General features: G+C 41.4%; 21 protein-coding genes and 2 CRISPR repeat arrays. Of the genes, 3 read left to right on the forward strand and 18 right to left on the reverse strand.

Going from position 1 to position 23,345, the window contains the following annotated elements; all coding sequences use genetic code 11:
• Positions 1 to 90 precede the first annotated feature (90 nt).
• From ppk2 to Q0135_RS09270, 3 genes are all read left to right on the forward strand, one after another.
• Positions 91 to 993, forward strand: coding sequence for a polyphosphate kinase 2 (gene ppk2 / locus Q0135_RS09260; RefSeq protein WP_297989989.1), 903 nt, complete (start codon positions 91 to 93; stop codon positions 991 to 993).
• A 116-nt stretch (positions 994 to 1,109) separates the two neighbouring features.
• A CRISPR array of direct repeats spans positions 1,110 to 1,400; the repeat unit is 30 nt; unit sequence GTAGAATTCCATCCCGTTGGGAATTGAAAC.
• Between the two features lie 292 nt (positions 1,401 to 1,692).
• Complete coding sequence (locus Q0135_RS09265; RefSeq protein WP_040303199.1) at positions 1,693 to 1,938, forward strand: helix-turn-helix transcriptional regulator; 246 nt, start codon at positions 1,693 to 1,695, stop codon at positions 1,936 to 1,938.
• Position 1,939: 1 nt separating this feature from the next.
• Entirely contained in the window at positions 1,940 to 2,074 is a 135-nt protein-coding gene (locus Q0135_RS09270; protein WP_297989991.1) for a hypothetical protein, read from the forward strand.
• Between the two features lie 638 nt (positions 2,075 to 2,712).
• Positions 2,713 to 5,543: a CRISPR direct-repeat array (repeat unit 30 nt; unit sequence GTTTCAATTCCCAACGGGATGGAATTCTAC).
• Between the two features lie 393 nt (positions 5,544 to 5,936).
• Here Q0135_RS09270 and cas1 read toward each other — a convergent pair.
• The 18 genes from cas1 to Q0135_RS09360 form a co-directional block, all read right to left on the reverse strand.
• Entirely contained in the window at positions 5,937 to 6,941 is a 1,005-nt protein-coding gene (cas1, locus tag Q0135_RS09275) for a CRISPR-associated endonuclease Cas1 (RefSeq protein WP_297989993.1), read from the reverse strand.
• A 16-nt stretch (positions 6,942 to 6,957) separates the two neighbouring features.
• Entirely contained in the window at positions 6,958 to 7,236 is a 279-nt protein-coding gene (gene cas2, locus Q0135_RS09280) for a CRISPR-associated endonuclease Cas2 (protein ID WP_297989995.1), read from the reverse strand.
• 8 nt (positions 7,237 to 7,244) lie between these two features.
• Positions 7,245 to 7,742 carry a Dna2/Cas4 domain-containing protein gene (locus Q0135_RS09285; protein ID WP_297989997.1) on the reverse strand — a complete coding sequence of 166 codons (498 nt, stop codon included), beginning with the start codon at positions 7,740 to 7,742 and terminating at the stop codon, positions 7,245 to 7,247.
• On the reverse strand, positions 7,742 to 9,919 hold the full coding sequence (cas3, locus tag Q0135_RS09290) for a CRISPR-associated helicase Cas3' (protein ID WP_297989999.1): 2,178 nt from the start codon (positions 9,917 to 9,919) through the stop codon (positions 7,742 to 7,744). Before cas3 ends, Q0135_RS09285 begins: the two co-directional genes overlap by 1 nt.
• The gene (gene cas5, locus Q0135_RS09295) at positions 9,909 to 10,622 is read right to left on the reverse strand and encodes a CRISPR-associated protein Cas5 (RefSeq protein WP_297990001.1); all 714 of its coding nucleotides are present in this window, start codon (positions 10,620 to 10,622) and stop codon (positions 9,909 to 9,911) included. Before cas5 ends, cas3 begins: the two co-directional genes overlap by 11 nt.
• Complete coding sequence (gene cas7b, locus Q0135_RS09300; RefSeq protein WP_297990003.1) at positions 10,623 to 11,540, reverse strand: type I-B CRISPR-associated protein Cas7/Csh2; 918 nt, start codon at positions 11,538 to 11,540, stop codon at positions 10,623 to 10,625.
• The gene (locus tag Q0135_RS09305) at positions 11,540 to 13,333 is read right to left on the reverse strand and encodes a TM1802 family CRISPR-associated protein (RefSeq protein ID WP_297990005.1); all 1,794 of its coding nucleotides are present in this window, start codon (positions 13,331 to 13,333) and stop codon (positions 11,540 to 11,542) included. The genes cas7b and Q0135_RS09305 overlap by 1 nt, the downstream gene beginning before the upstream one ends.
• 116 nt (positions 13,334 to 13,449) lie before the next feature.
• Positions 13,450 to 14,181: a CRISPR-associated endoribonuclease Cas6 gene (locus Q0135_RS09310; protein WP_297990006.1), complete on the reverse strand. Its 732-nt coding sequence runs from the start codon at positions 14,179 to 14,181 to the stop codon at positions 13,450 to 13,452.
• 72 nt (positions 14,182 to 14,253) lie between these two features.
• On the reverse strand, positions 14,254 to 16,281 hold the full coding sequence (gene glyS, locus Q0135_RS09315; protein ID WP_297990007.1) for a glycine--tRNA ligase subunit beta: 2,028 nt from the start codon (positions 16,279 to 16,281) through the stop codon (positions 14,254 to 14,256).
• Positions 16,265 to 16,399: a hypothetical protein gene (locus tag Q0135_RS09320; protein WP_297990009.1), complete on the reverse strand. Its 135-nt coding sequence runs from the start codon at positions 16,397 to 16,399 to the stop codon at positions 16,265 to 16,267. Before Q0135_RS09320 ends, glyS begins: the two co-directional genes overlap by 17 nt.
• On the reverse strand, positions 16,396 to 17,757 hold the full coding sequence (locus Q0135_RS09325) for an endonuclease/exonuclease/phosphatase family protein (protein ID WP_297990011.1): 1,362 nt from the start codon (positions 17,755 to 17,757) through the stop codon (positions 16,396 to 16,398). Before Q0135_RS09325 ends, Q0135_RS09320 begins: the two co-directional genes overlap by 4 nt.
• A complete protein-coding gene (locus tag Q0135_RS09330) occupies positions 17,745 to 18,233 on the reverse strand; it encodes a tRNA (cytidine(34)-2'-O)-methyltransferase (RefSeq protein ID WP_297990013.1) in 489 nt (162 codons plus the stop codon). Before Q0135_RS09330 ends, Q0135_RS09325 begins: the two co-directional genes overlap by 13 nt.
• Positions 18,226 to 18,960: a hypothetical protein gene (locus tag Q0135_RS09335; protein WP_297990015.1), complete on the reverse strand. Its 735-nt coding sequence runs from the start codon at positions 18,958 to 18,960 to the stop codon at positions 18,226 to 18,228. The genes Q0135_RS09330 and Q0135_RS09335 overlap by 8 nt, the downstream gene beginning before the upstream one ends.
• A 49-nt stretch (positions 18,961 to 19,009) precedes the next feature.
• Positions 19,010 to 20,131, reverse strand: a complete 1,122-nt coding sequence (locus tag Q0135_RS09340) for a CCA tRNA nucleotidyltransferase (protein WP_297990016.1) — start codon at positions 20,129 to 20,131, stop codon at positions 19,010 to 19,012.
• Complete coding sequence (locus tag Q0135_RS09345) at positions 20,091 to 21,455, reverse strand: hypothetical protein (RefSeq protein WP_297990017.1); 1,365 nt, start codon at positions 21,453 to 21,455, stop codon at positions 20,091 to 20,093. Before Q0135_RS09345 ends, Q0135_RS09340 begins: the two co-directional genes overlap by 41 nt.
• On the reverse strand, positions 21,448 to 21,690 hold the full coding sequence (locus Q0135_RS09350; protein ID WP_297990019.1) for a tetratricopeptide repeat protein: 243 nt from the start codon (positions 21,688 to 21,690) through the stop codon (positions 21,448 to 21,450). Before Q0135_RS09350 ends, Q0135_RS09345 begins: the two co-directional genes overlap by 8 nt.
• A 9-nt stretch (positions 21,691 to 21,699) precedes the next feature.
• Positions 21,700 to 22,770 carry a 3-isopropylmalate dehydrogenase gene (leuB, locus tag Q0135_RS09355; protein ID WP_297990021.1) on the reverse strand — a complete coding sequence of 357 codons (1,071 nt, stop codon included), beginning with the start codon at positions 22,768 to 22,770 and terminating at the stop codon, positions 21,700 to 21,702.
• A gap of 9 nt (positions 22,771 to 22,779) precedes the next feature.
• Positions 22,780 to 23,262, reverse strand: a complete 483-nt coding sequence (locus Q0135_RS09360) for a 3-isopropylmalate dehydratase small subunit (protein ID WP_297880232.1) — start codon at positions 23,260 to 23,262, stop codon at positions 22,780 to 22,782.
• Between the last annotated feature and the right edge of the window lie 83 nt (positions 23,263 to 23,345).

Below are 23,345 nucleotides of genomic sequence, written 5' to 3' on the forward strand. Positions count from 1 at the left end.
TTTTCCTACATTCTAACGTAATAAGTATGAATTTATAGTGTAATCTAAAGAACTTTTTTGTAAAATTCCTTAAAATTTTTAGGAGGCGATATGAGCAAAGAGATCAAAACCGAAACAGGCGAAATAGCACTGAAAGAGATAGAATTTAAAAGCTCAAAGTACGAAAAAATCTCGTTCAAAGACTACGAAACGCTGCTTGAAAGATATCAGATCGAGCTTTTGAAGCTGCAAAAATTCGTAAAAGAAAAGGGGCTAAAAATTTTGATTTTGATGGAGGGGCGCGACGCGGCGGGCAAAGGCGGTACGATCAAGCGTTTAACCGAGCATCTAAATCCGCGCGGATGCCGCATCGTGGCGCTCGAAAAGCCGAGCAACGTCGAAAAGACGCAGTGGTACTTCCAGCGCTACGTCGCGCACCTACCCAGCGGCGGCGAAATCACGATATTTGACCGCAGCTGGTACAACCGCGCGATGGTCGAGCCGGTGATGGGCTTTTGCACCCACGCCGAGCACAAAGATTTCCTGCGCCAAGTACCTAAATTTGAGGAGCTTTTGGTAAGTGCGGGGATAATTTTGTTTAAATTTTACTTTTCGGTCTCTAAAGAGGAGCAAAAAAGGCGCTTCGAATCGCGCCGCACCGACCCGCTGAAGCAGTATAAACTCTCGCCGGTGGATGCGAGATCGCAGGAGCTGTGGAATCAATACACGCTCGCAAAATACTCGATGCTGCTCGCTTCAAATACCGAGTTTGCGCCGTGGACGATCCTTGATAGCAACGACAAAAAGATCGCGCGACTAAACGCCTTCCGCTGCATACTCTCGCGCATAGACTATCCCGAAAAAATTGGTGCGAAGGAACTTGCGGTGGATCCAAACCTCGTGCGAAACGGCGCCAGGGAGATAGTGCTAATGGAGGATAGCCAAAAAAGCGAGGCTTGGCGCAAGCTGGAAAGCCCCTCTCGCAAGAACAAGAAGGATAAGAAAAAGGGCTAAATTTTGCCAATGAAGATTACTTGCTAGGGAGGCTTACTGGGAATTGCTCATTAGGAATTTATGTCCTAATATATAGAAACGCATTGGATTTTACAGCTTTTCATTTAAAATCTTTAGCAAGATTCCATCCTGTTGGGAATTGAAACAACCCACGTCGCGATACTCGTATGAGCTAGTGACAGTAGAATTCCATCCCGTTGGGAATTGAAACTTTGATTTTTCGACTGCCGCCAATATTCAGCCTACGTAGAATTCCATCCCGTTGGGAATTGAAACGGCTTTCAGTCTGCAACCCCAAGGACTTCAAAAATCGGTAGAATTCCATCCCGTTGGGAATTGAAACGCTCTTTGCGTCGGCATATATGGCTCGGCATAGGGTAAAATTCCATCTTGTTTGTAATAGCTGCCAGAATCGATCAAAAAAATCAAATCCCAAAAGCTTCGATATTAAAATTTCATATATCCCGGTTTAAAAATTTAATGTGCCGTTCTATAAGATGCCTGTTTGCGTGGGCCGGTTCATCTTTACGGCATAATATGCAAAATTTTATAAAATTTTATGTTTATTTTATGCAGTATTCTGTATAATTCACACGGATAAACGAAGTGTTTTGCTATTTTTACTTATGAATGACACGATTTTTATTCATTTTATACGATTTTATGTATAATTAACGAATAAATTTGTATAATTTTCATATGTTAGAAACGAGCGATATATTCAACATTTTGCACAATGCCGTCGAAGCTAAAAACAACGGCAAAAAGATCTCGCACGCCGCGATGGCGCAGAGGTTAGGCGTGTCGATGCGGACGTATCAGGATTGGCGTTTAGGCACGACCAAGCCGCAGGCCGCGACCGCGATATGCCAGATGTTGTGCGAGCTCGATAGCGACGACGCTGCGTTTGTGCTGCATAAGATAAAAAAACTTATAGGAGAGTAGAGTGCAAAACATTACTTTGCAAGAAAAGCTGGATCTACAGGGCGTCTTTCGCGTGATTTATGAGAAAAAAGAGTCGAAATTCGCGATCTTTTACAAGGCGCTTTTGAAGAAATTTTTTAGAAATTTTAAAAAATAATTGGCGGAGGCATTTAATTATTATACTTTATGTAGCAAAGGCAGTAGTATCTATTAAATTTAGATGATTTTTCCTTTTTATGGACGACCGCGCCGATATTCTTTGCTTTGCAGCTTCAAAGGATGCTAGCAAATTCTGCTTTATAAAATTTTTTCCATCTTTCTGCCTCTTTGGTATCATCTAATTTAATTTTAAATTCTAACTTTGGCTCATGATCTTAAATTTGTAGCGTAAATTTAATTGAAATTAATGCGAAATTCTCACTTTAACTTAGCTTTTAAGATCCCTAGCGTGCATTTTTATAAATATTTTGAATTGCTATTAAATGAGTTGCATTTAAATCTATTTATATTGTGGCAAATATATAGTTCGTTAAAATTTTAATTTGTGAGTAACTCCAAAATTTCATTCGTAACTCATAAATTTAATATATTTGGTGGCAAATTGAAACCGAATGAATTTCGCATAAGTGCCCCATGCTGTATCATATCCCAGCCACAACTAATCTTTTTAAATTTTTCTATCAAGATGAGAATTCTACACATTTCCGCCGCGAAAGTCGTATCGCGTAAATCCGTTTTGATTTCAGCAAGATGAATCCTACCGCCTACGCAAATCATGCAATAAGCCCATTTAGGCGTTTCAATTCCCAAAGGATAGAATTATTCGACATTCCTGCGGGACGCTATAAAATGCAGTGGCAGAAGTTTTAATTCCCAACGAGATGGAATTCTACAGATACTAGGTCATGCTAGCCTAGATATGACGATGTTTCAATTCTCAACGGGATGGAATTCTACTTGTAGATACATACGGCAAGGTGCTAATGGATACGCTGTTTCAACTCTCAACGGGATGGAATTCTACTGTCGCTTAGCGGGATCGAGCTAAGCGCGCTTAGTGGTTTCAATTCCCAACGGGATGGAATTCTACGATGGGGGTGTATAGCGAGCTGGAGCGCGAGCGAAGTTTCAATTCCCAACGGGATGGAATTCTACATACCTATGTTTGATTAAATATTGGCACTAAATTTGTTTCAATTCCCAACGGGATGGAATTCTACAAAAACTTAAAATTTTAGAAAGGAGAAAGAGATGAGTTTCAATTCCCAACGGGATGGAATTCTACGTTAAGCTTTTGCTTCTGCTCGATAGGAAGAGATCGTTTCAATTCCCAACGGGATGGAATTCTACGAAAATTTACAGAGATGTATTCTATGCCCCTCAAAATTGTTTCAATTCCCAACGGGATGGAATTCTACAAAATCAAGGCTTTGGACGTTAATGATTTCAAATAGTTTCAATTCCCAACGGGATGGAATTCTACTAGCTTTTATAAATTGCCTTTGGACGGATAGCGGAGTTTCAATTCCCAACGGGATGGAATTCTACACGGGCGAATGGCGATGCGATGCTCCCTAATACAGTTTCAATTCCCAACGGGATGGAATTCTACTTTGTAAAGCTTGTTATTTTTTAGGAGAAACGTTGTTGTTTCAATTCCCAACGGGATGGAATTCTACGCGACCCTAGCACTAGGCTTCCCGGGAAAAATCAAGTTTCAATTCCCAACGGGATGGAATTCTACATTAGTAATAAGACGACGAGCAGGTTCTACAGCTCTAGTTTCAATTCCCAACGGGATGGAATTCTACCATCGTCGCCGTCCTTGGCTCTCGGATCTATTATGTTTCAATTCCCAACGGGATGGAATTCTACACTCGTAGCTGTTTTGAGTGGCGGTGCCGTTTTGAGTTTCAATTCCCAACGGGATGGAATTCTACAGTGTTTTATCGTTACGTCTGAATTCTTAGACGTAGTTTCAATTCCCAACGGGATGGAATTCTACTCTGCAACCAAACACCCATTACAAGGGCATTTGAGTTTCAATTCCCAACGGGATGGAATTCTACGCGCTATCAGCTTCATTTTCACAGATAGCTTTTAGTTTCAATTCCCAACGGGATGGAATTCTACTAAAAGAGCAAGAGCTCATCATTAGAATTCTGTGGTTTCAATTCCCAACGGGATGGAATTCTACAGGGCACTCTAACTCGCTCTTGGATAGATCCCAACTTCGTTTCAATTCCCAACGGGATGGAATTCTACTGAGATTTTTATAAGCTCTCTAGTTACCAAGCAGCCGTTTCAATTCCCAACGGGATGGAATTCTACTTGGTTTGAGTGGGTGTAGGCGTTGTATATGGTAGTTTCAATTCCCAACGGGATGGAATTCTACTAAAGCATGTTCGTAGCATAAGTATGGCGCATATTGGTTTCAATTCCCAACGGGATGGAATTCTACCCAAATCCCTCCCCTTTGTGCCGCAGAACAACGAGTTTCAATTCCCAACGGGATGGAATTCTACACTATCTTATCGGCGTCGTCGTAGGAGTTATTGGCGTTTCAATTCCCAACGGGATGGAATTCTACAATTTAGGGCGTTGTTCAAAGCGGATGAGCGAATTTGTTTCAATTCCCAACGGGATGGAATTCTACTAGCTGCTCGAGCTTTTTAAACGGCACAAATTCACGTTTCAATTCCCAACGGGATGGAATTCTACCCTCCTTTTGTTTCTTTGCTTCTCTCATAGCCTCGTTTCAATTCCCAACGGGATGGAATTCTACAGAGCGGGGGCAACTACACCGATACCCTCAAGCTCGTTTCAATTCCCAACGGGATGGAATTCTACTCGATTTATATTCGCAAATGAAATTCCTATCGCCGTTTCAATTCCCAACGGGATGGAATTCTACGACGGCGCGATAACCACGCACGTCGTAGAGGAGCGTTTCAATTCCCAACGGGATGGAATTCTACTCTCCTTTTGGGCTATGCCCTTTTGATTTATGAGGTTTCAATTCCCAACGGGATGGAATTCTACTTAGTTGGGTGATCTTATAATCGCCGTCGTATTCGCTGTTTCAATTCCCAACGGGATGGAATTCTACTAGGCACGTAGGTATTGGTAGAGAACAACAAAATTGTTTCAATTCCCAACGGGATGGAATTCTACCGCTGAATGGAAACAAATCGTAGCAAAATGCGATCGTTTCAATTCCCAACGGGATGGAATTCTACGCAAAAGCGCAGATATTGAGCCAAATGCTGGGGTTTCAATTCCCAACGGGATGGAATTCTACGCCGTCTTTGCTAGTTACGAATACGCCGAAAGGAAGTTTCAATTCCCAACGGGATGGAATTCTACAATCTATTACGCCTTGCTTTGAGCTGCTCATTGCCTGTTTCAATTCCCAACGGGATGGAATTCTACGAAGTGCGCGATTAACCTAGAAAGCATAAGGAAGCGTTTCAATTCCCAACGGGATGGAATTCTACAATGAGATGATCGAGCGCGGATTCTTGCAGAGATAGTTTCAATTCCCAACGGGATGGAATTCTACCCGTATTTGATTTCGGCTAGCTTGTAGGGCTTGTGTTTCAATTCCCAACGGGATGGAATTCTACAGCACGAATTTTGCTATTTTTCTAGGTAGAAAGTGTTAGGAGTATATATTTTTATGCCTTAAAATGGACTAAATTTAAAAAAGCGCCGATTGCTCAATGCCCAAGATTTCGGCATTTCAAAATCTTAAAAGCAACTTTATCGCTATCTATATGTATCGTGAGTGCAAATGTTAAAATCTAAATATAAAGATATTCAAAAATCGAAGTATGAACAACAAAAAAAAGCTGAAATTTTAAAAGCATATGCGTTTTTAAAGCCAATTCGTTCGCCGTTCCGTGCTTCAGATCAAATTTATTTCAAAAGCACATGCATTTTAAGAGGGCGTAATCTATAGGCGTAAGTGATTCTAGTTAAGATTAAAAAAGCATAAATTAAGCTCGAAGCCCTGAGACCTATCGCCATACCAGCCCCTCGTAAGGCACGCCTTCACAGACGTATTTTTTAATTTGATTAGCCTCGCGACGGATAATTTGACGCCAGGTTAAGCTCTGTCCCGCTACGTTCGCGCAAGATGATAGTTTCTCAATCATTTTTAGCTCGATTTTTTGCACCGCTTCTCGACCAAATCGAATACGCCCCGCATCCGTTTCAAAATCTTTTGCCGCAATCTCGCGTTTATTTAACATTCCAAAAATTAATCTATCGCCTAAAATAGGCTTAAAAATCTCTGCAAGATCAAGATGCAGACTTAGCGCACGGTAGTTTGGCTCGTGCAAAAAGCCGATGCGCGGATCAAGCTCGGTTTTGTAAATTTCGCTGAGGCAGACGTTATAAATGCGCGTATTTACATAGCTAATGAGAGCGTTAATTTTATCCGCCGGCGGGCGTTTGGAGCGTGTCGTAAATTTAAAACTGCGCTGATCCTCGATGATTTCGTTCCAGGCCGCGAAATACCGCTTGGCAAAGCCGCCTTCCACTGCCATTACCGCTGCTATGTCGCAGGCGCGCGCTAGGGCTAGGGCATCCAGATGCGGCGCAGTATCGAGCGAAACGCCGTAAGCCTTGCAATTAATGGCTGCATTTAAGATGCGAACGCGAGTAATCTCGCGAGCGATAAAAAGGCGCTTAGAAAGATCGTCAAAAGCCCGCAGCTGCGCCAAAAGCACAAAGCCGCTTTTGTTTACAGAATTTGAAGTATTCGGGAAAAAACTGCCGCGAAAGCTCTGATAGGCACTAAAAATATGCAACAAAATGTTATTATCAGCCAAAAACGCCATAGCATAAGTGTCAAGCTCTACCCGCGCCAAAATATAAATTTCATCAATTGCGTTAATCGGCAAAATTTTACTAGTTAGAATTCCGCCCTCGTCGTTAAATTTATCGAAGTATAGATTATTATCTTTGCGGCGCAATCGGCCTGGGCTCAAAATAAAATGCGTGCGATCCGATTTTTGCATACTTTATCCTTAAATTTTAGCTGAATATTGCCTCGTTTTTATCGCATCCGATGACGAGGCGCTGTGAATATTTGAGCGAATTAAAAGTATAAATTACTACCGAATCAAGCTTGCTAGAGCATTCTTTTTGCAAAATCGCCATTAATTTTTTAAGATCGCTCGCTCTGATTTCACCCTCAAAAACGCTGAATTGCACGCGAGGCAGAAACTTCTCGACCGCCTTTCGGACGCGCGCGGCGTTATTTTTCTCCTTTTCGCCGCTGCTTGAAATATCGTAAAATAAAATAGCGTACATTCTATCTCCTAAATGCAATAATCACGATAAGCGCAACTCTCGCAAATCTTTTGCGGGCTAAATTTAGACGGCTTTGACTCGTTCACAAGGGCGATAATGTCGTTTAGAATTGTTTCGATTTTAGTGAAATTTTCGGCATTATCCTCAATGGCTATGACGGTTTTGCCGCTAATTAGCTTGCCTTTCACCTCTTTTAAATTTAAGCCTGTTTTTAAAAGATAGATATAAAAAAGTAGCTGCATCTTGCCTGCTTCTGGATTTTTTAGGCTCTTTTTATATTCGGTGATGAGATAATGTCCGCGCTGCTTGGAAAGCTTATCAAATTTCAAATTTGAAAATGCAAAGTCCTGCAAACCGTTCTCTTTGATATCCGCTAGCGCCTTGCCCATCAGCATGTTTTCATCCTCCTGATTGGCGTGAATATTGTGTGCGTAAAGCCACGCCTCGCGCTTACAGGTGATGTAATAATTCACAAGCGTGCCGGTGATTTGGTCTTTGCAAAACATTAGTCGAAAAACTCATTCTTGAGATTTAAGGCGGCATCCTTTTTAATCCCGAAATTATTATTGTACGAAGTATCACCGAATGGTAAATAATAGACATCTTTTAGCCCATCAATACGCTTTATATTTAAACGCTTTGCATCAAATTCTGTGATATTTACACCAAATCTATTAATTTTCTTAATAGTATTCGTAAATATATCTTTCTTATTAAATTTGTCCATATCAAGCCTATTGATTTCAAAAATTTCATTTTGAAATTTTTTAATATAATCTTCTTTTGGCTCAATTATTACTAAAATTTTAAGTCTATCATCCATCGCCTCGCTAATCTTTTCGTTTATATCGTAAAATCCGAGCTCTCGCATCTGCTCCGCCAAAAATAAACTTTCTAGGCTTTGCTTTATGGCGCTGAAATACCTAGTGGAAATATCTAAAATTTCGCTTTCGATGATATCTCTTTGCTTTAGAATTTTTACCAAAATAGTATCGCTAATGCGTTTTAAATCACCGTAAATGAGATCGGAATAGTCGCAAATATCGTTAAATACGTATAATTCTCCCAGAGCTGTGAAATTTCTATTTATACGACCGGCGGTTTGGATAATCGAGCTAATGGGCGCTATCTCTCTAAATCCGACATCAAAATCCAAATCCACGCCAGCTTCGATAGACTGTGTAGAAATTAGCAAGATCGGATCACCGCACCCACTTTTATTTTTTGCAATTGCATCTTTTATATTTTCGATATTTTTTCGTTTGTGATCATCGCACATATATCCGTTTAGGCAAAAAACTTTAAATTCATCGTAAAATTCCAAAAATAGCTCTTGGGCTTTTTTAATGGTATTTACGACGACTAGTGTATTTTTGCTTTTTGCTAACTGTTTAATCTTGTCTTTTAAAGCACTCTCATTGCCATCAAACCACTTTAAAACGTATCTATTTTGATCTTTGAAATAATCTAAATTTGAAATTTCTTTAAATTTAGTCGTATCAACAATAGGCATCGTAGCGGACATAAAGATAAAAATGCAGCCAAATCTTTCCGCCAACATCTCGCAAAGTTTCATAAAATCCGCCCTAAACTTATACGGTACCGCCTGCGCCTCATCGATTATTATTACACTATTTTTTAATCGGTTAAATTTTACGCTATCTTTATTTTTGTTTCCAAAGAGTGCAAATATAAATTGATATAGCGTAGTTACGTTAATATCTCCGCTAAAGGAATCCATCAAAAATTTAACTCTAGAATAGCGATCTTGCGGAGTGCCTTCATCTATCGTAGTTTTGTGATGAATTTTATGAATTAATATATTTTTATCGTCTTTGAAAATCTCTTTTATCTCATCATAAACTTGATTTATGATAGCCGTAAACGGCAGCACATAAATAATACGTTCTTTATTAAATTTGGCGGCAAAATTTAGCGCAGTCAAAGTCTTGCCGTAGCCCGTAGGCGCAGTTAAAGTAAAAAGATTATGATTTACATCGAAATTATTTAAAACGAATTTTCTAAACTCGCTTCTTTTTTCATTTGGCTTACGATTTTCTAGGACTTTGATATATTTTTCGATCGTATTAGAATTCGCCGGTTTAGAAACAGGAATTCTTTGATTAAAAATAGCTTCATATTTATCACTATAAATAAGCGACGAAAATATGTCTTTGAAATTTAAAAAGTCATCGTAATCAAACTTCTTTTTCGCAAATTTGAAGTATTCTCTTAAATGTTTAGCTTTAATTAAAAGCTCATTTTTATCCCTTTTAATATCTTTGTAAATTTCTAAACCTAAAGCTTTATCTAAGACTTCATCCCAAAAGCCTAGCTCTCTCGAGCTCTCAAAATATTTACCGAAATTTTTATTTTGCGTTGTAAGCTCACAAAAATTTTCTACATTTCCATGGTGTGATACGATGGATAAAAACCCAAAAGCCGTATCTAGCTCATTAAATTCTGAATTTAGTAAAAATATGTAAGCGGATAATAAAGCATGATTTTTATCTGCAATTTTTTCGGTAGGATTTTTTATATAAATCTGAAAATTAGTTTTTAGCTTAGCTATATCGTGATAAATTTTAACGCATTGCAAAAGCCTATTATCCGTTTTAGCAAGCATATTTGTTATATGCTTTATTAGCAGTTTATTAGGATGCGATAGCGGCTCACTTTGCAAAATAGACCTTGTAGTCATTTATTTGATAAATATTTCCTCTATTCTTTGCTTTGATTTGACTATTGCCACTTAACTTAATAACAAAATCTTTAAAATCCTTAAAAATTCGATCCTCTTTGCATCCGCAAGCCATTCGAGCCGTAGTAAGTCTGATATCAAAGCTTTGTGCATCAAATATAAAATCGTCCATCAAAACGAACGTATCTATAAAACTTTCCTTTTCACGCACCAATTCACAATTTTTTATCTCGATATATTTAAAATCCGCTATACAAAAATTTATACCTAAATATGGTGTAAAGACACATTTGTGAGCTTTTAAGCTGTCGATTATCTTTTCTTTATAAGAAGCGTTTAAAGCACTTAAATCAACGAATATGATATATCTAGGATCTTTTATTAGCTCTTTATAAAACTGCTTTTTCTCGCTAGAATCTTGATAGCCTTGTTCGATATGCATACTTGACGATAGAGCAAATTTTATACCGTTAAAAATCATAGTTTTTTTGTGAAATTGCGAATTTAAAATAACGCTATAACCTATATCGTTAAGTTTAAAATAATTCATTTCACCTATAATCGCTCCCAAAAGCCCCATGATGGCAGTCTTTGGCGGCACCGGGTATGTAAGAGACGAGTAGATAGTAGCCGGATGAGAAAAATGCGCATAATCTCCCGATAGCTCAAAAGCTATTATATCCATTTAAAATCCTATTTTTATCCAATTACTATCAAATTGTGATCTGTTATTTTGCTCGAAGTCAAAATCGCTCATATACTCTATTTTTTCGATCTCTTGCGCGTATCTGGTAAGTTTAGCTTTTAATCTAGAAAAATCAATCGTAAAATCATTTATACTTCTTATCTCTATGTCTTCTTTGCTACTATTTATAGCCACACAGTTATTTAAATCTCCAGCGAAAGTATCATTTTTATATGTAATTACTAGCATAAATCTAGGCATCTGACCCATTTTCGTGCGAGTAATTAAATTTTTAGTCCCGCTCCAGAGCGCGCCTAAAATCACTTTTACATCATCTTCACTTAAATTTGTAATCTTTGCACTATGATTATCCACTATTCCGTAAGTTGTAAACATTGCATAATTTAAAAAATCTTCTTCTCTAAACGTTTTATTTGCCTTATCGCTACCGCTTGCAAACGCGCCGGTGCCTTTTATATGCTCTACCGCAACTCTATGAAGCGATCTGCTCATTCTAAACTGAATGGGTCCGACAAATTGAATTCCTGCCGTTTTTATGCCTTCTTTTTTCATCTCGTCTTTATCCGATATTGGCAAAACTCCACCAAATGCGCGAATATCGATAAATTTAGATAAAATTTCTTTTTCAATCTCGATTTTTTCTTGCTTAACGTTAATTACTTCACGTATTGCGCTTTTGCAATCTAAGATATTTTCATCTCTTTTATACTCTTTAATAAAAATCGTACTTTCGTCTTTTTTCATAATTTCATCTCTAATTGTTCGCTTTATACGTACATCAGTAACTTCTGCTATACCCGTCTCATCGTCTATCCTAGGAGCGTTATCTCTTAGCATATCGCCGTTTGGATTAAAATTTTCGCCGTCCCAAAGAAATAGAATTTCCTTCTTTTTCATTACTCGTCTCCTTGAGTGTTATCTTTAATATATTTCGTAAAATCACTTCCGCCCATAGCAAAAGCCAGCGTTACATAAGCGCTCTTAACTCGCTTTTGAGATAAAAACGCACTTGGTAAAATTCCAATCAAAATATCACGCATGATTTCTATATTAGCGCTTCTTTTTCCTCGCGATACATTGGAGAGTTTTTTATTGGTTTCATCGCACTTGGTCCAAATTCGTTCTAAAAGTTCTTTCGTAATTAAGCCGGCATTATTCAGCCATTTTTCGAATGAACTATTTTTGCTAATAGCAAATTGGCGATTTATCAACCCTGCGGACATCATTCCTAGCAAATATGCACTCTGCAATACTTCATTATCTTTTAGAAATTCGCTATTTTTCAAAATCGAGCTTATTAGCTCTTTTTTATCGCTTAAGCCTTGCAAATTAACCTCCCTTGCAAATGATATTTTTCCATTTAAAGCACCTATTTCATTAAAGAAATTTTGATATTTTTCGATACTTTTTATACTTCTATTTTGATATGTCTTAACGCAATTAAAATAAAATCCCCACTCTATTTTTGACGCATAACTAGAGTTAATATTGCCTTTATAAATCAAAGCAGCATATTTTTCCATCATATCATCTAAATTCATCCTATTTTGCGATAATAAAAAATCCATAATATCGATGTTTTTAAGAAATAAATTTTGCATGTAAATAGTATCGTCTTGTTGATCTTTACTATCTTTTCGCCTAATCGCCCTAATGTTATATCTACCCATTAAATCGGAAATTTTAGAAATATAAGACGGCAATACATCATCTATTTGCAATAATACATTAACTGCAGCATTGCTTTTTTTATAAAATAGAATTGTATTTAGCACGGGCATATTTGCTTGCGCTTTAGCTACGGATTCCAACTCGTAATTAATACTTTCTTCGATATTTTGTATGCCTTGCAGATCTTTTTTCTTTTCGCTCGGATCTTTTAAAATTTCCACTATTTTTTCTAATAAATTTGTATCATTTACCATTAACGTTGGTAAGACCGCCATTTTATCCCCATAAAAATTAAAAGATAATTCCTTATCAATTACCATAAAACCGTTTTTAACCAAATTTGCATTAGCGCTATTTAGAGGTAGTAATCTAACTTTAATGTCTTGCAAAGCAGTCGGTAGCTCATTTACAGAACAAAACGCTAAATTCGCATCTCCACCGATACCCATACTATTTGTAAGCATATCATAACCATAAATTTTGGTAGTTTTACTATTATCGCTATCGCTTAAATGACTCGTAAAAATATTTTTGAAATACGCTGAAATCGGTCTACCCTCCCAAGATAATGCAAAAAAAGTAGCTACTTTCATGCCCTTTTTCTTAGGCTCTTCTTGTAGAGTTGTAATTTCACTTAAAATATCATCAAAAAAGCTCTCGTTTAAGCCAGATAAATCCGTTAATATTTTATCATTTTTGATATCGTCAGGATTGAAGCAAGAGAGCATATTTTTTACGGCTTTTAAAATTCCTTTTATAAATTTAGGAGTATCGTCTTTTACGGCTTTGCTAATGAATTGGACATTAGGGAACAAATTGCCAGAATTCGCGCCTATGCCAAATCTACAAACTATTAAATCGTCTCTTGAAATATTGTTATTTACCGATATTTCTTTACTTTTAATATCACAAAGATAAATTTTAATAGCATCGTATTCGTAGCTCTTGTTGTTAATTTTAGTTTTTTGTTTGTCGTAAATTTCGCCGATACTAGAAAAAATTTTAACTATATCGCCCAAAATTTATCCTTTCTAAAATATACGTGAATTATAACTAATTTTAATTATATTGTCAATAGTTATTGTGTTTTAATGAAATAATTTGCCTTTTTTAAATTTTTATTATACAATCTGTTTTAAAGCAAGCAATCATCCTTTTTAGGATTTGAAATTTGTGCTTTAATGCAGTCTTGCTTTACAACCTCCAAAACCCCTACTCCGTAGTTCATGCACCCGCTTCCAGCACCCGTACCAAGGACCAAATTGATTAGTTCTGCATTAGCTACAATTTTCCATCTTGCTTGCCACGCATATACCGGCTCGCGGTTGTTGCCGTAATAGAATTTCGCAGATTCACCCGGCTTTTGCCACAATAAATTTAACTCCATTTCGCCATCATATTTTTGCCCCATAATCGTTTCAAATCGCTGTAAAATATTCGTCTTCATCATCTCTAAATGCCTGCTATCTTGCGGCTGCAAATAGACTTTATGCCCCAAAAGCCCGCTTACTGCGCATGCCACGTAGCCTTGCACAATAGCTTCGTTCTCGCAAATTTTATGATTTTTTGCTTCGACGGTAGTTTGCGTAAATAGAATTTCACCCAAGCTTAGCCCGTCTTTTAGCACTGCTAGCGCGATTTTACGTTCAAACTCCGGCTCGCATGAAGTAAATCGCACGCGCAAGTCCTCTCCTCGCAAGATAAAATCAAACACCGTGCGTTTAAAAATTTTACCGCTTGATTCGTGCCTATATCCTACGTGCTCTGAAGCCGGCAGATAGCGATAAAGAAAGCCCTGAATCAGCTGCGAGAGAGATTTTGTGATTTTTAGATTTTTAGTTGGTAATTTTGCGTTGATGATTAGCATTTGCGCTCCTTTGCGCGGTAAAATTTTGCCCAAGGTTCGCGCAAACCTTGGGCAAATGAGCTCTAAGTAAAATTAAAATCCTATCTCTTTGATATCGGCAAACTGCAAAAACGCGCGATAAATTTGCCCGATATTTGCGATACGATTTGCGCGTATCGCGGCATCCTGGACGTTTATCATCACATTATCGAAAAAATTATCAATCACGTCTTTAAGCCCAAATAGTGAGCGCAGATACCCACTCACATCGTTTTCGTTGAGCTTAATCGCCCTGAACGCCGCATTTAGCGCACGCTCAGCGTCGTGTTCGAATAGGCTTTCGTCCACCGCGCCTATTTTTTCGTCCTTGATGATATTGGCTAGGCGCTTAAAAGTTGCGAAATTCTCTCCGAAATCCGCTGCTGCTGCGATCTCGCCCAGCGCCTTTATGGCCTTGCTTAGTAGTAATAGATCGTTTTCGCCGCTTGCGATGCACGCCTTGATCACGGACGGATTTATCTCGTCAAAAATTCCGTATAACCTATCTTTTATAAAATCCAATAGCTTAGAAATGTCAAATTTCTTATAATTTGGCGCCAGCTTTTGCGCCAGCGCATTCGCATCAAAGCTCAATCCTTGATTTAGTAAAATTTTAATTAGCCCCGTAGCTGCGCGGCGAAGTGCATACGGATCTTTATTGCCGCTTGGAACTTTATTGATACTAAAAAGCCCCAGGAGCGTTTCAAATTTCATCGCCACAGCGATTACGCTACTAAATACACCGCTTGGCAGCTCGCTATCCTCGCCGCTAGGCAGATATTGCTCGCGTATCGCGCGGCATATATGATCTGTCAGTCCAGCGTGTGCGGCATAGTAGCTGCCCATAATGCCTTGAAGCTCGCTAAATTCGCCCACCATCGTGCTGCTAAGATCTGCTTTACTAAACATTACGGCATTTTCCACATCCCGCGCAAAATCCTTTTTGCCGATATCCGCCTCAATCTGCGTAGCATAATCCGCGCTCAGTGCCCTTGCTACAGCTAGCTCGCGCACCTGCTTATCATAAACCGAGCCAAGGGCTTGCATATAGGAAATTTGCTTAAGTTTTTCAGGGCTAAATTCCGCTTGCAAATCGCTTTTCCAAAAAAACATAGCATCGCTTAGGCGCGCGCGTAAAACTTTTTCATTACCGCGTACTACAAGCTCGTCATCATTGGTTATCGCATTACTAACGACAACGAAGTGATTGCTTAAGTTTTTATCCTCGAAAACGGGAAAATAGCGCTGATTCTCCTTCATCGAAGTGATAATGACCTCTTTTGGCACGCTTAAAAAATCTCGCTCAAAGCTGCCTAGCAGCGCCGTCGGATACTCGGTGATCGCCGTTACTTCATCTAGCAACGCAGGATCGACCTCAATCTTAAAACCATGCTTTTTCTCGAGCTTTACAAACTCGCTTAGAATTTTATCTTTTCTTTTTTGCTCGCTTAAAATTACGCCGTTACGCTCCAGCAGTGCAAAATAATCTGCGGCGTCTTTAAATTTAATCGCTTCATAGCCAAATTTTCTGTGCGGAAAAAATGCAGCCGCGCTTCGCACGCCATAAATTTCAAAATCTACGTTTTGACCGCCCAAAACGCAGGCTATGCTTCTTATCGGACGGATAAACTCAAACTCGCCGCTACCCCAGCGCATTGCGCGTCCAAAATTTAGCGATCGTAAAAACTCCTCTATCATTTCGCCTAGGATTCCACGACTATCACGCCCCTTTTGCACCGCAGCGTGGTAGAGCACCTCTTTGCCGCCTATCTGCCGAAATTCCAGCTCGCTTTCGCTTATGCCGCATTTTTTAGCAAAACTTAGCGCTGCAGGGCTCCACGCGCCGTCTTTGAGCGCGACGGATTTTGGCGCGCCCGTGCTTATGATCTGCGCATCATCGCCGCGTTGTGGAAAATCCTCGTGAAATAGCACAAATCTACGCGGGCTAAATTCGAAGCGAAAGTCGCTATTTATGCGGTTAGCCTCAAGTACCGCGCGCCATTTTGGCGCGATATTCGCACGCTCTTTTAAAAACGGGATCGCAGGCAGCTCCTCGACCCCAATCTCAATGAGTAGTTCCATCTTTATCCTTTTTTCGTTGATTTCGTTTTTCGTTTTTCTCCATTATTTCGCGGTTAAATCCTACGATCATAAATATCATAAAAAGCACGAAAAGTGCGGTTATAACGGCGTGTATCATTCTACTATAAATTCCTTTTGCCCTTTATAAATCGTAAAATAGGCATTTTTAAATTCTAAATTTTTGCCGTTTTGTACAGGAGCGCTTTTGCGAAAAATTCTAAACTCGCCCGCGCTTTTTAGATCAATTATGCCGTCTTCAACGTCGCCTTTGATCGTGCTTATCACATCTCCTGCGCGCAGCTGCCGCACCGATGCGCTAGGCAAAACGTATGGTGTGATAGAGCCTACGTTGCCGTTTCTAGCTACGATCTCAAAATCGTCGATTTCAAAGCTTTGCTTATAAAATTTCGTCTTTTTTACTAGCAGATCGAGTTTATCGCCTAGCTGTAGCCCGCTGCCGCCATAGACAAAAACTCCACTTCCATCTTGAGAAATCGCAAAGCCATGGCGGTTTGTAAAACTCACGACTACGCCTTTTATCAGCACAGGCTCACTTATAATGCGCCCGTAAAGCTCCTCTATCGTGACGGTCTTTGCGGCGCTATCGATATTTTTAGCTAAAAATTCTTGCTTTTTCGGCGTAGATTTTAAAGCGCCTTCGTCTGTCAGAATGAAGCTAATCGGGAAATGATCGGAAGTGAGAGAGGATTTGGCAAACGCGAAGCTGCCCTTTTTATATCCCGGCTCGCTACTAAAAAAATCGTCGCTAAGCAAGATATGATCGAGCACCGCACCGCTTTCATGAGACTCACAAGAGCCAAAATGCTTTAACTGCGAGCAGGGATGTAGCGCCCATAAATCACTAAATCCGTCGCGCTCGATAAGCTCGTTTAGCAAAGAATTTCGCCCGAAATTCGTATTAAAATCTCCCGCTACGATAGCGCGTTGGTGCCCTTGCAAAACCTCGCGTAAAAAGGCGAAATTGCGCTTGCGCTCGCTAAGCGGATTGCGCGCAGAGAGCATATGCACGACATAAAAGCTAAAATCAGTGCCGCCAAGCGCAAAATCCGCCCGCAAAATATCTCTAGTTTTAAGCTCTACTGGGCGGTAAGTTTTTTGAAATTTTATCGGTATGCGCGACATCACCGCCACGCCCGCAGGTGCAGTCTGTGCGCGCGAAAAAGCGTAGAATTTATAGCCCGCTTTCTGAGCAAGTGCTTTTAGCACAGCTTCGTTTTCGATCTCTTGCAGCCCCAAAATATCGGCATTAAGCGCGCTTATCTCATCCGCCACCTTTTGCAGCTTGCGCTCGTATTTTTGCTCGCTCCATGAGCCGCGCCCGATCTCAAAGTCCGCGTACTCCGTGCCGTCGTTTACGCCGTCGAATAAATTTTGCACGTTAAACGATGCGATTTTCAGCTCCGCAGCACCCGCGCCGCAGAAAAACATCGCAAAAAGTAGTGCTAAAACTCGCAAACCGCGCTCCTAAAGTCGAATTTATCGATATTTTGGCGGATCGCTTCGTAGGTTACGATACCCACGCTGGTGGCTAAATTTAAACTGCGCCCCGCCCCGCTCATCGGGATCGTGATGCAGTTTTCGCGATTTGTGCGCATGATCTCAAGCGGCAGCCCGTGCCCCTCCGAGCCGAAAATCAAAAAATCGCCCGGCTGAAATTTTGCCTCATAGTAGAGCTTGTTCGTCTTCGTCGTCGCAAAAAAGAAGCGCTGCTTAAATTTCTCGTTCGCCGCCATAAACGCGTCCCAATTTTCCCAAATTTTAAGATCCAAGTTCGCCCAGTAATCAAGCCCCGCACGGCGCAGATGCTTATCGTCGATGACGAATCCAAGTGGCTTGATCAGATGCAGGCAGCACCCAGCATTGACGCACATACGCCCGATGGAGCCGGTGTTTGTGTGGATCTGCGGATATACTAACACGATATTAAACATCAAAAATCACCGATTTTGCATGAGCAGAATTTTGCAATTTAAAATTCCGCAAAGCGAGATTTTGAGATTTAGAATTTCGAAAAGCTAAATTACGCGGCTTGGAATTTCGCGCGGTAAAGCCTTGCAAATTTGAATGGGTAAAATTCCATAATTCGAAATTCTTTGAAGTAAAATTTAGGTTCGTGATTTTGCGACGCTGCAGGACGTCAGATTTTTTCTCACAGCAATACGGCTCTTGCGTCTTTCTATGGTGCGGCGCGACAGCTACTCCCATAGCACAGGACGCGCGATACGGCTCGCTAAATTTTGCTTTAATACGTTTAATACGACGCAGGCTGTGAGATTTTGTGCCAAAATGTCCTAATCCGCAAAATTTCATCTCGCTGTAATGCGAGCCGTGAAATTCCGCATCGCTGCTGCACGGCTCATATAATTTCTCGCCGCATCGATGTGATCTGCGAAATTCTCTCGATCCATAAAACTTCGCCTCGTGGATTTTCTCCGTGTGGCGGCACGACGGATGAAATTTTAATAGGTAAAATTCCGCGTCGTGAAATTCTACCGAGCTAAGCTTTGCGCTATGAAATCTTACGCTGCAAAAATTTAAATTTCGTGCAGCAAAAATCACGAGATTTCGCCTGCGATCAAAGCAAAAAGCGCATTTTTGCAAAGACGCAGCATTCTTGCAAAACGCGTAAATTTCGTCGCGACGATAGAATTTTTTCATAAAACTAGCTCCTAAATAAAACGGCGATTTTACAAAAATCTCTCTAAATTTACGCTTTTAAAGCCGCTACAAACGCCCTAATCTCCGCTTCTTGCAGCCTCTTGATCTCCTTGCCGATCGCAGCGCCGCGCAGATTGCGAGCGACATCCGCGGCGCAAACCAAGCTTTTAAATTTCTTATCCCAAATCCCAAGCCGCTTCGCCGCTTGCACCCTACCTTTACAATACAGCCCGAGCCACTGCTTAAGCGGCATTTTTAGAGCGATTTTACATAGCCGCTCGTCGCTTACCCGCTTAAAAAACGGCTCGCTAAGTAGCCTTTTATAAAGAGAATTTAGCCCTAAATTCTTTAAAATCTTATTTTTATCTAATCCTAAAAAATTCAAAAACGCGTATAAAAAAAACATTTCATTTCTCACGAAAGATTCGCCGTGCTCTATGAATTGCATCAGTCGCTCGTGCGTGCGCGGATCAATCCGCAATCCAAAAACCCGCTCGTAAAGCCCTAGCTCTTGCATTAGCATCATCCCATATCGATGCATGGGTGCACGGAAAAATTTAATCAGCTCTGCTTTAATGCGCTCGCAACTAAGATCGCTAGCGTCGATACTATGCATGAGCTCTAAGGTGCGCGGCTCGGCGCGAAGCTCAAATCTTGCGGCAAACTGCACCGCGCGATATACGCGCAAACTATCCTCCACGAAAGTGTGCGGATCAACCACTCGCAAAATCCTCGCATGCAAATCCGCAAGCCCGCCGTAAAAATCGAGTACTTTACCACTTATAGCGTCTATCATCATCGCATTGATCGTAAAATCGCGCCGCCTGCTAGCCTCATGTTCGTCCGTAGCCAAAGCGACGCTAAAGCCCTTGTGCCCGATGCCAGTCTTACTCTCGGTGCGCGGAAGCGAGATATCGAAGTTTTTGTATTTATAGACGAAGTAGCTTTTGCCGACGCCCTGTGCGCCGAAGTCCTGCATAATTTGCTCGAAACGGCGCGGTCCCACATCGTAAAGCTCCACATCCACATCAGCGCTCGCCCGCCCCAAAAAATGATCGCGCACGCAACCGCCTACTAGATAGATACGCGAGCTAAATTTTTTAAGATAATCTAAAAGCGCGATGAAATCGTCATTTTGATAGATTTTCAAGTCGGTTTTCGATACTTGCAAGCAAAAATTCCATAAATTTTAAATTTAGCTCCACGCGCGCGTTCAAATCGCCCTTCTCAAAAGCGTTCAGCCCCTCAAAAAGCACTAAAATTCGCTCTTTTATCGCGCTCAAAAACTCCGCTTCGCTTGAAATTTTAAAATCTGCATTTGCGAGATATTTTGATTTATCACCCGCTTGAGGTTGTCTCGCAGCCCCGAGATGTCGCACTGCTTCAGGATGGCACGTGGCGGAATTTTTAGCACCATAAGAGGCAAGGCTTCCCGCTTGCATATCCTGTGCGGCAGAATTGCGAAGCTGCGGCGTGGCGAGCTCATCACCTCGCACCCTGGGCGTCGTAAAATTCTGCGGCTGTGAAACGAAATTTTGCTGCTGTGCGGCAGCATTGCGGATCTCTAGCGCGGCGGAATTTTGAGCTTGAAGTGACGCTAAATCCTGCTTTTTAGGATGCGCTGTGCTGAAATAATCGTCAACTTCGTTTTCTTTGAAATCAGAGCCAGGCCCAAAATCGTCATTACTTAGCTCCTTAAAATGCGCGCCTAAAATACGAGGCGTCAAATCTTGCTTACTTTGGGAGTCGTCATCCGTAGAATTTAGCGCTAATTCAAAATCTTTACTTTCGGCAGAGCTTCGCGGTATGCTTGCGTCCCTGCCTTGCGGCGAAACAAACCTATTCATATCACTGCCTAGACTATCGTAAATTTCGCCTGCGATGCCTGATAAATCACGCAAGCTTTCGTCAAATTTCACGGCAGAGCTTTTTAAAATTTCATCGCTTGCAAAGGCGGTATTTACGGAATCTTTGCCGCTTGCAGAAATGGAATTTATAAAATTTCCTCCATTTAAAGAGACGGAAACCACGGAATTTTCACTGCTTGTAAGATCAGAGTTTTTAAAATTCTCCTCGCTGGAAAAAGTAAAATTTTCATCTTTTGCGGCAGATTTTTTTAAAGTAGCGTCCGCTGCAAATTCCACGCTGCTAGGCGCAGAGCTACCACCCGCCATGAAATTTGAACGATCTAGGGTGGAATTTAAAGCGTCCGATGAAACAAAGCGCGAAGTGGAATTTTTAGTATCTAAGGAAGTGAAATTTTGCGCGTTTGATGAAGCGATATCCGGTGCAGATGTGGAATTTAAGGCGCCAGATGCAATGGGATCTGGCGCAAAAGAAGCGGGGCTTAAAGCATCCTGCGAAGCCTGCGCTTCTGCTTCAGCGCCGTTTGCATTCACAGCCCCCTCTTGCTGCACTGCCAAATCTTGCACGCGCTTTTGTGCTTTCATCTCATTTACTGCTTCGATGATATCTTCCAGTTCATTTTCATACATCAATTAGCCACCTCTTAAATTCTGCTTGTTTGCGCGCATCGACGCTTAAAAAGCGCTCCAGCATCGCCATATTAACGCCCGAGCTTACTCGATGATTTAAATTTAGCCGCGCAAAAAGCACTGCGATATCGGCATTGCTAGGATCTGTGCGCAGTGCAGCGCGGCAGGCGCGAAGCGCGCCGTAAATATCGCCTCTTTCCTCAAGCTTCAAAGCATAAGCCAGCGCGCTATTCAAGGCCTACTCCTAGGCTTTGGCCGCGTAATCTGCGATGATCGAGCCGATCTCTGCGGTCAAGCAAATTTCTTTGGCATCGTACTGCGCGATATCCTTGGTGCGGTATCCGTCGCGAAGCACGGCGCGTACGGCAAGCTCGATCGCGGCTGCGGCCTCATTTTCGCCGAATGCGTATTTCAGCATCATCGCAGCGCTTAAGATCGTAGCGATCGGGTTTGCAATACCCTGCCCCGCGATGTCGGGCGCGCTGCCGTGGATAGGTTCGTAGATGCCTACCTTACCGCCGATACTCGCACTCGGAAGCAATCCGATCGAGCCGCAGATCATGCTCGCCTCATCGCTTAAAATATCGCCGAACAAATTCTCCGTTAAAATCACGTCAAACTGCGCGGGCGCCCGCACTAGCTGCATCGCGGCGTTATCAACGTACATAAACTCCAAATTTATCCCCTCGTAATTTCCTGCTAGCTCGCTTACGACCTCGCGCCACAGCTGGCTTGTTTCAAGCACGTTGGCCTTATCCACGAGCGTTATCTTTTTATTTCGCAAAAGCGCGGCCTCAAAGGCAACTTTTGCGACGCGCTCGATCTCAGAGACGTTGTAGCACATCGTATTTAGCGCGTCCTTTTCGTTTTTAACGCGCGGCTGCCCGAAATAAATCCCGCCCGTAAGCTCGCGCACCACCATTATATCGACGCCTTTGATGATCTCCGGCTTTAGCGTCGAAGCGTTTATCAGCTCATCAAAAATCATCGCAGGACGCAAATTTGCAAACGCTCCAAGCTCTTTGCGAATTTTTAGCAGTCCGCTTTCGGGGCGCAGTTCGCGCGGCAAGCCATCCCATTTAGCGCCACCGATCGCGCCGAAAAGCACCGCATCGCTTGATTTAGCGGTATTTAGCGTCTCATCTGGAAGCGGAACGCCCATAATGTCGATTGCCGCGCCGCCCATCAAGCGGTAGTCAAAATTTAGTTCAAAATTAAATTTATGGCTTACGGCATCGAGCACTTTGATCGCTTCTTCGATGATCTCAGGGCCGATTCCGTCGCCTTTTATCACGCATACGTCGTATTTTTTCATCCAAATTCCTTACAAGTTTATCTTTGTTTTTGCGTAATTTATCGCTCCGCCCGCGTCGAGTAGCTTTTGCATAAACTCGGGTATCGCGCCGAATTTATACTGAGTTTTTTGAGTTAAATTTTTAATTACGCCGCCCTTTAGATCGATGCTAAGCTCGTCGCCCTGCGCGATCTTGTCCGTCTCATCGCATTCGAGGATCAAAAAGCCCGTATTGAAGCTGTTTCGATAAAAAATCCTAGCGAAGTTCTTTGCGATCACGCATGAAATCCCGGCGGCCTTAAGCGCCATCGGAGCGTGCTCGCGCGAGCTGCCGCAGCCGAAATTTTTCCCCGCTACGATGATGTCGCCGCGAGCTATTTTGGACGAAAAATCCTTGTCCGCATCCTCCATGATATGCGTCGCAAGTACCGCCGCGTCGGATGTATTTAGGTAGCGCGCCGCGATAATAATGTCGGTGTCGATATCATCGCCGAATTTCCATACTTTTGCCATATTTCCGCCTTAAATTTTAAAATAGATGCGCGATTTTACCGACAAATTTATTAAAATCCGCTCAATCGCTCCGATATGAGGGC

Source organism: uncultured Campylobacter sp., from assembly GCF_937981295.1.
Classification (GTDB): Bacteria; Campylobacterota; Campylobacteria; order Campylobacterales; family Campylobacteraceae; genus Campylobacter_B.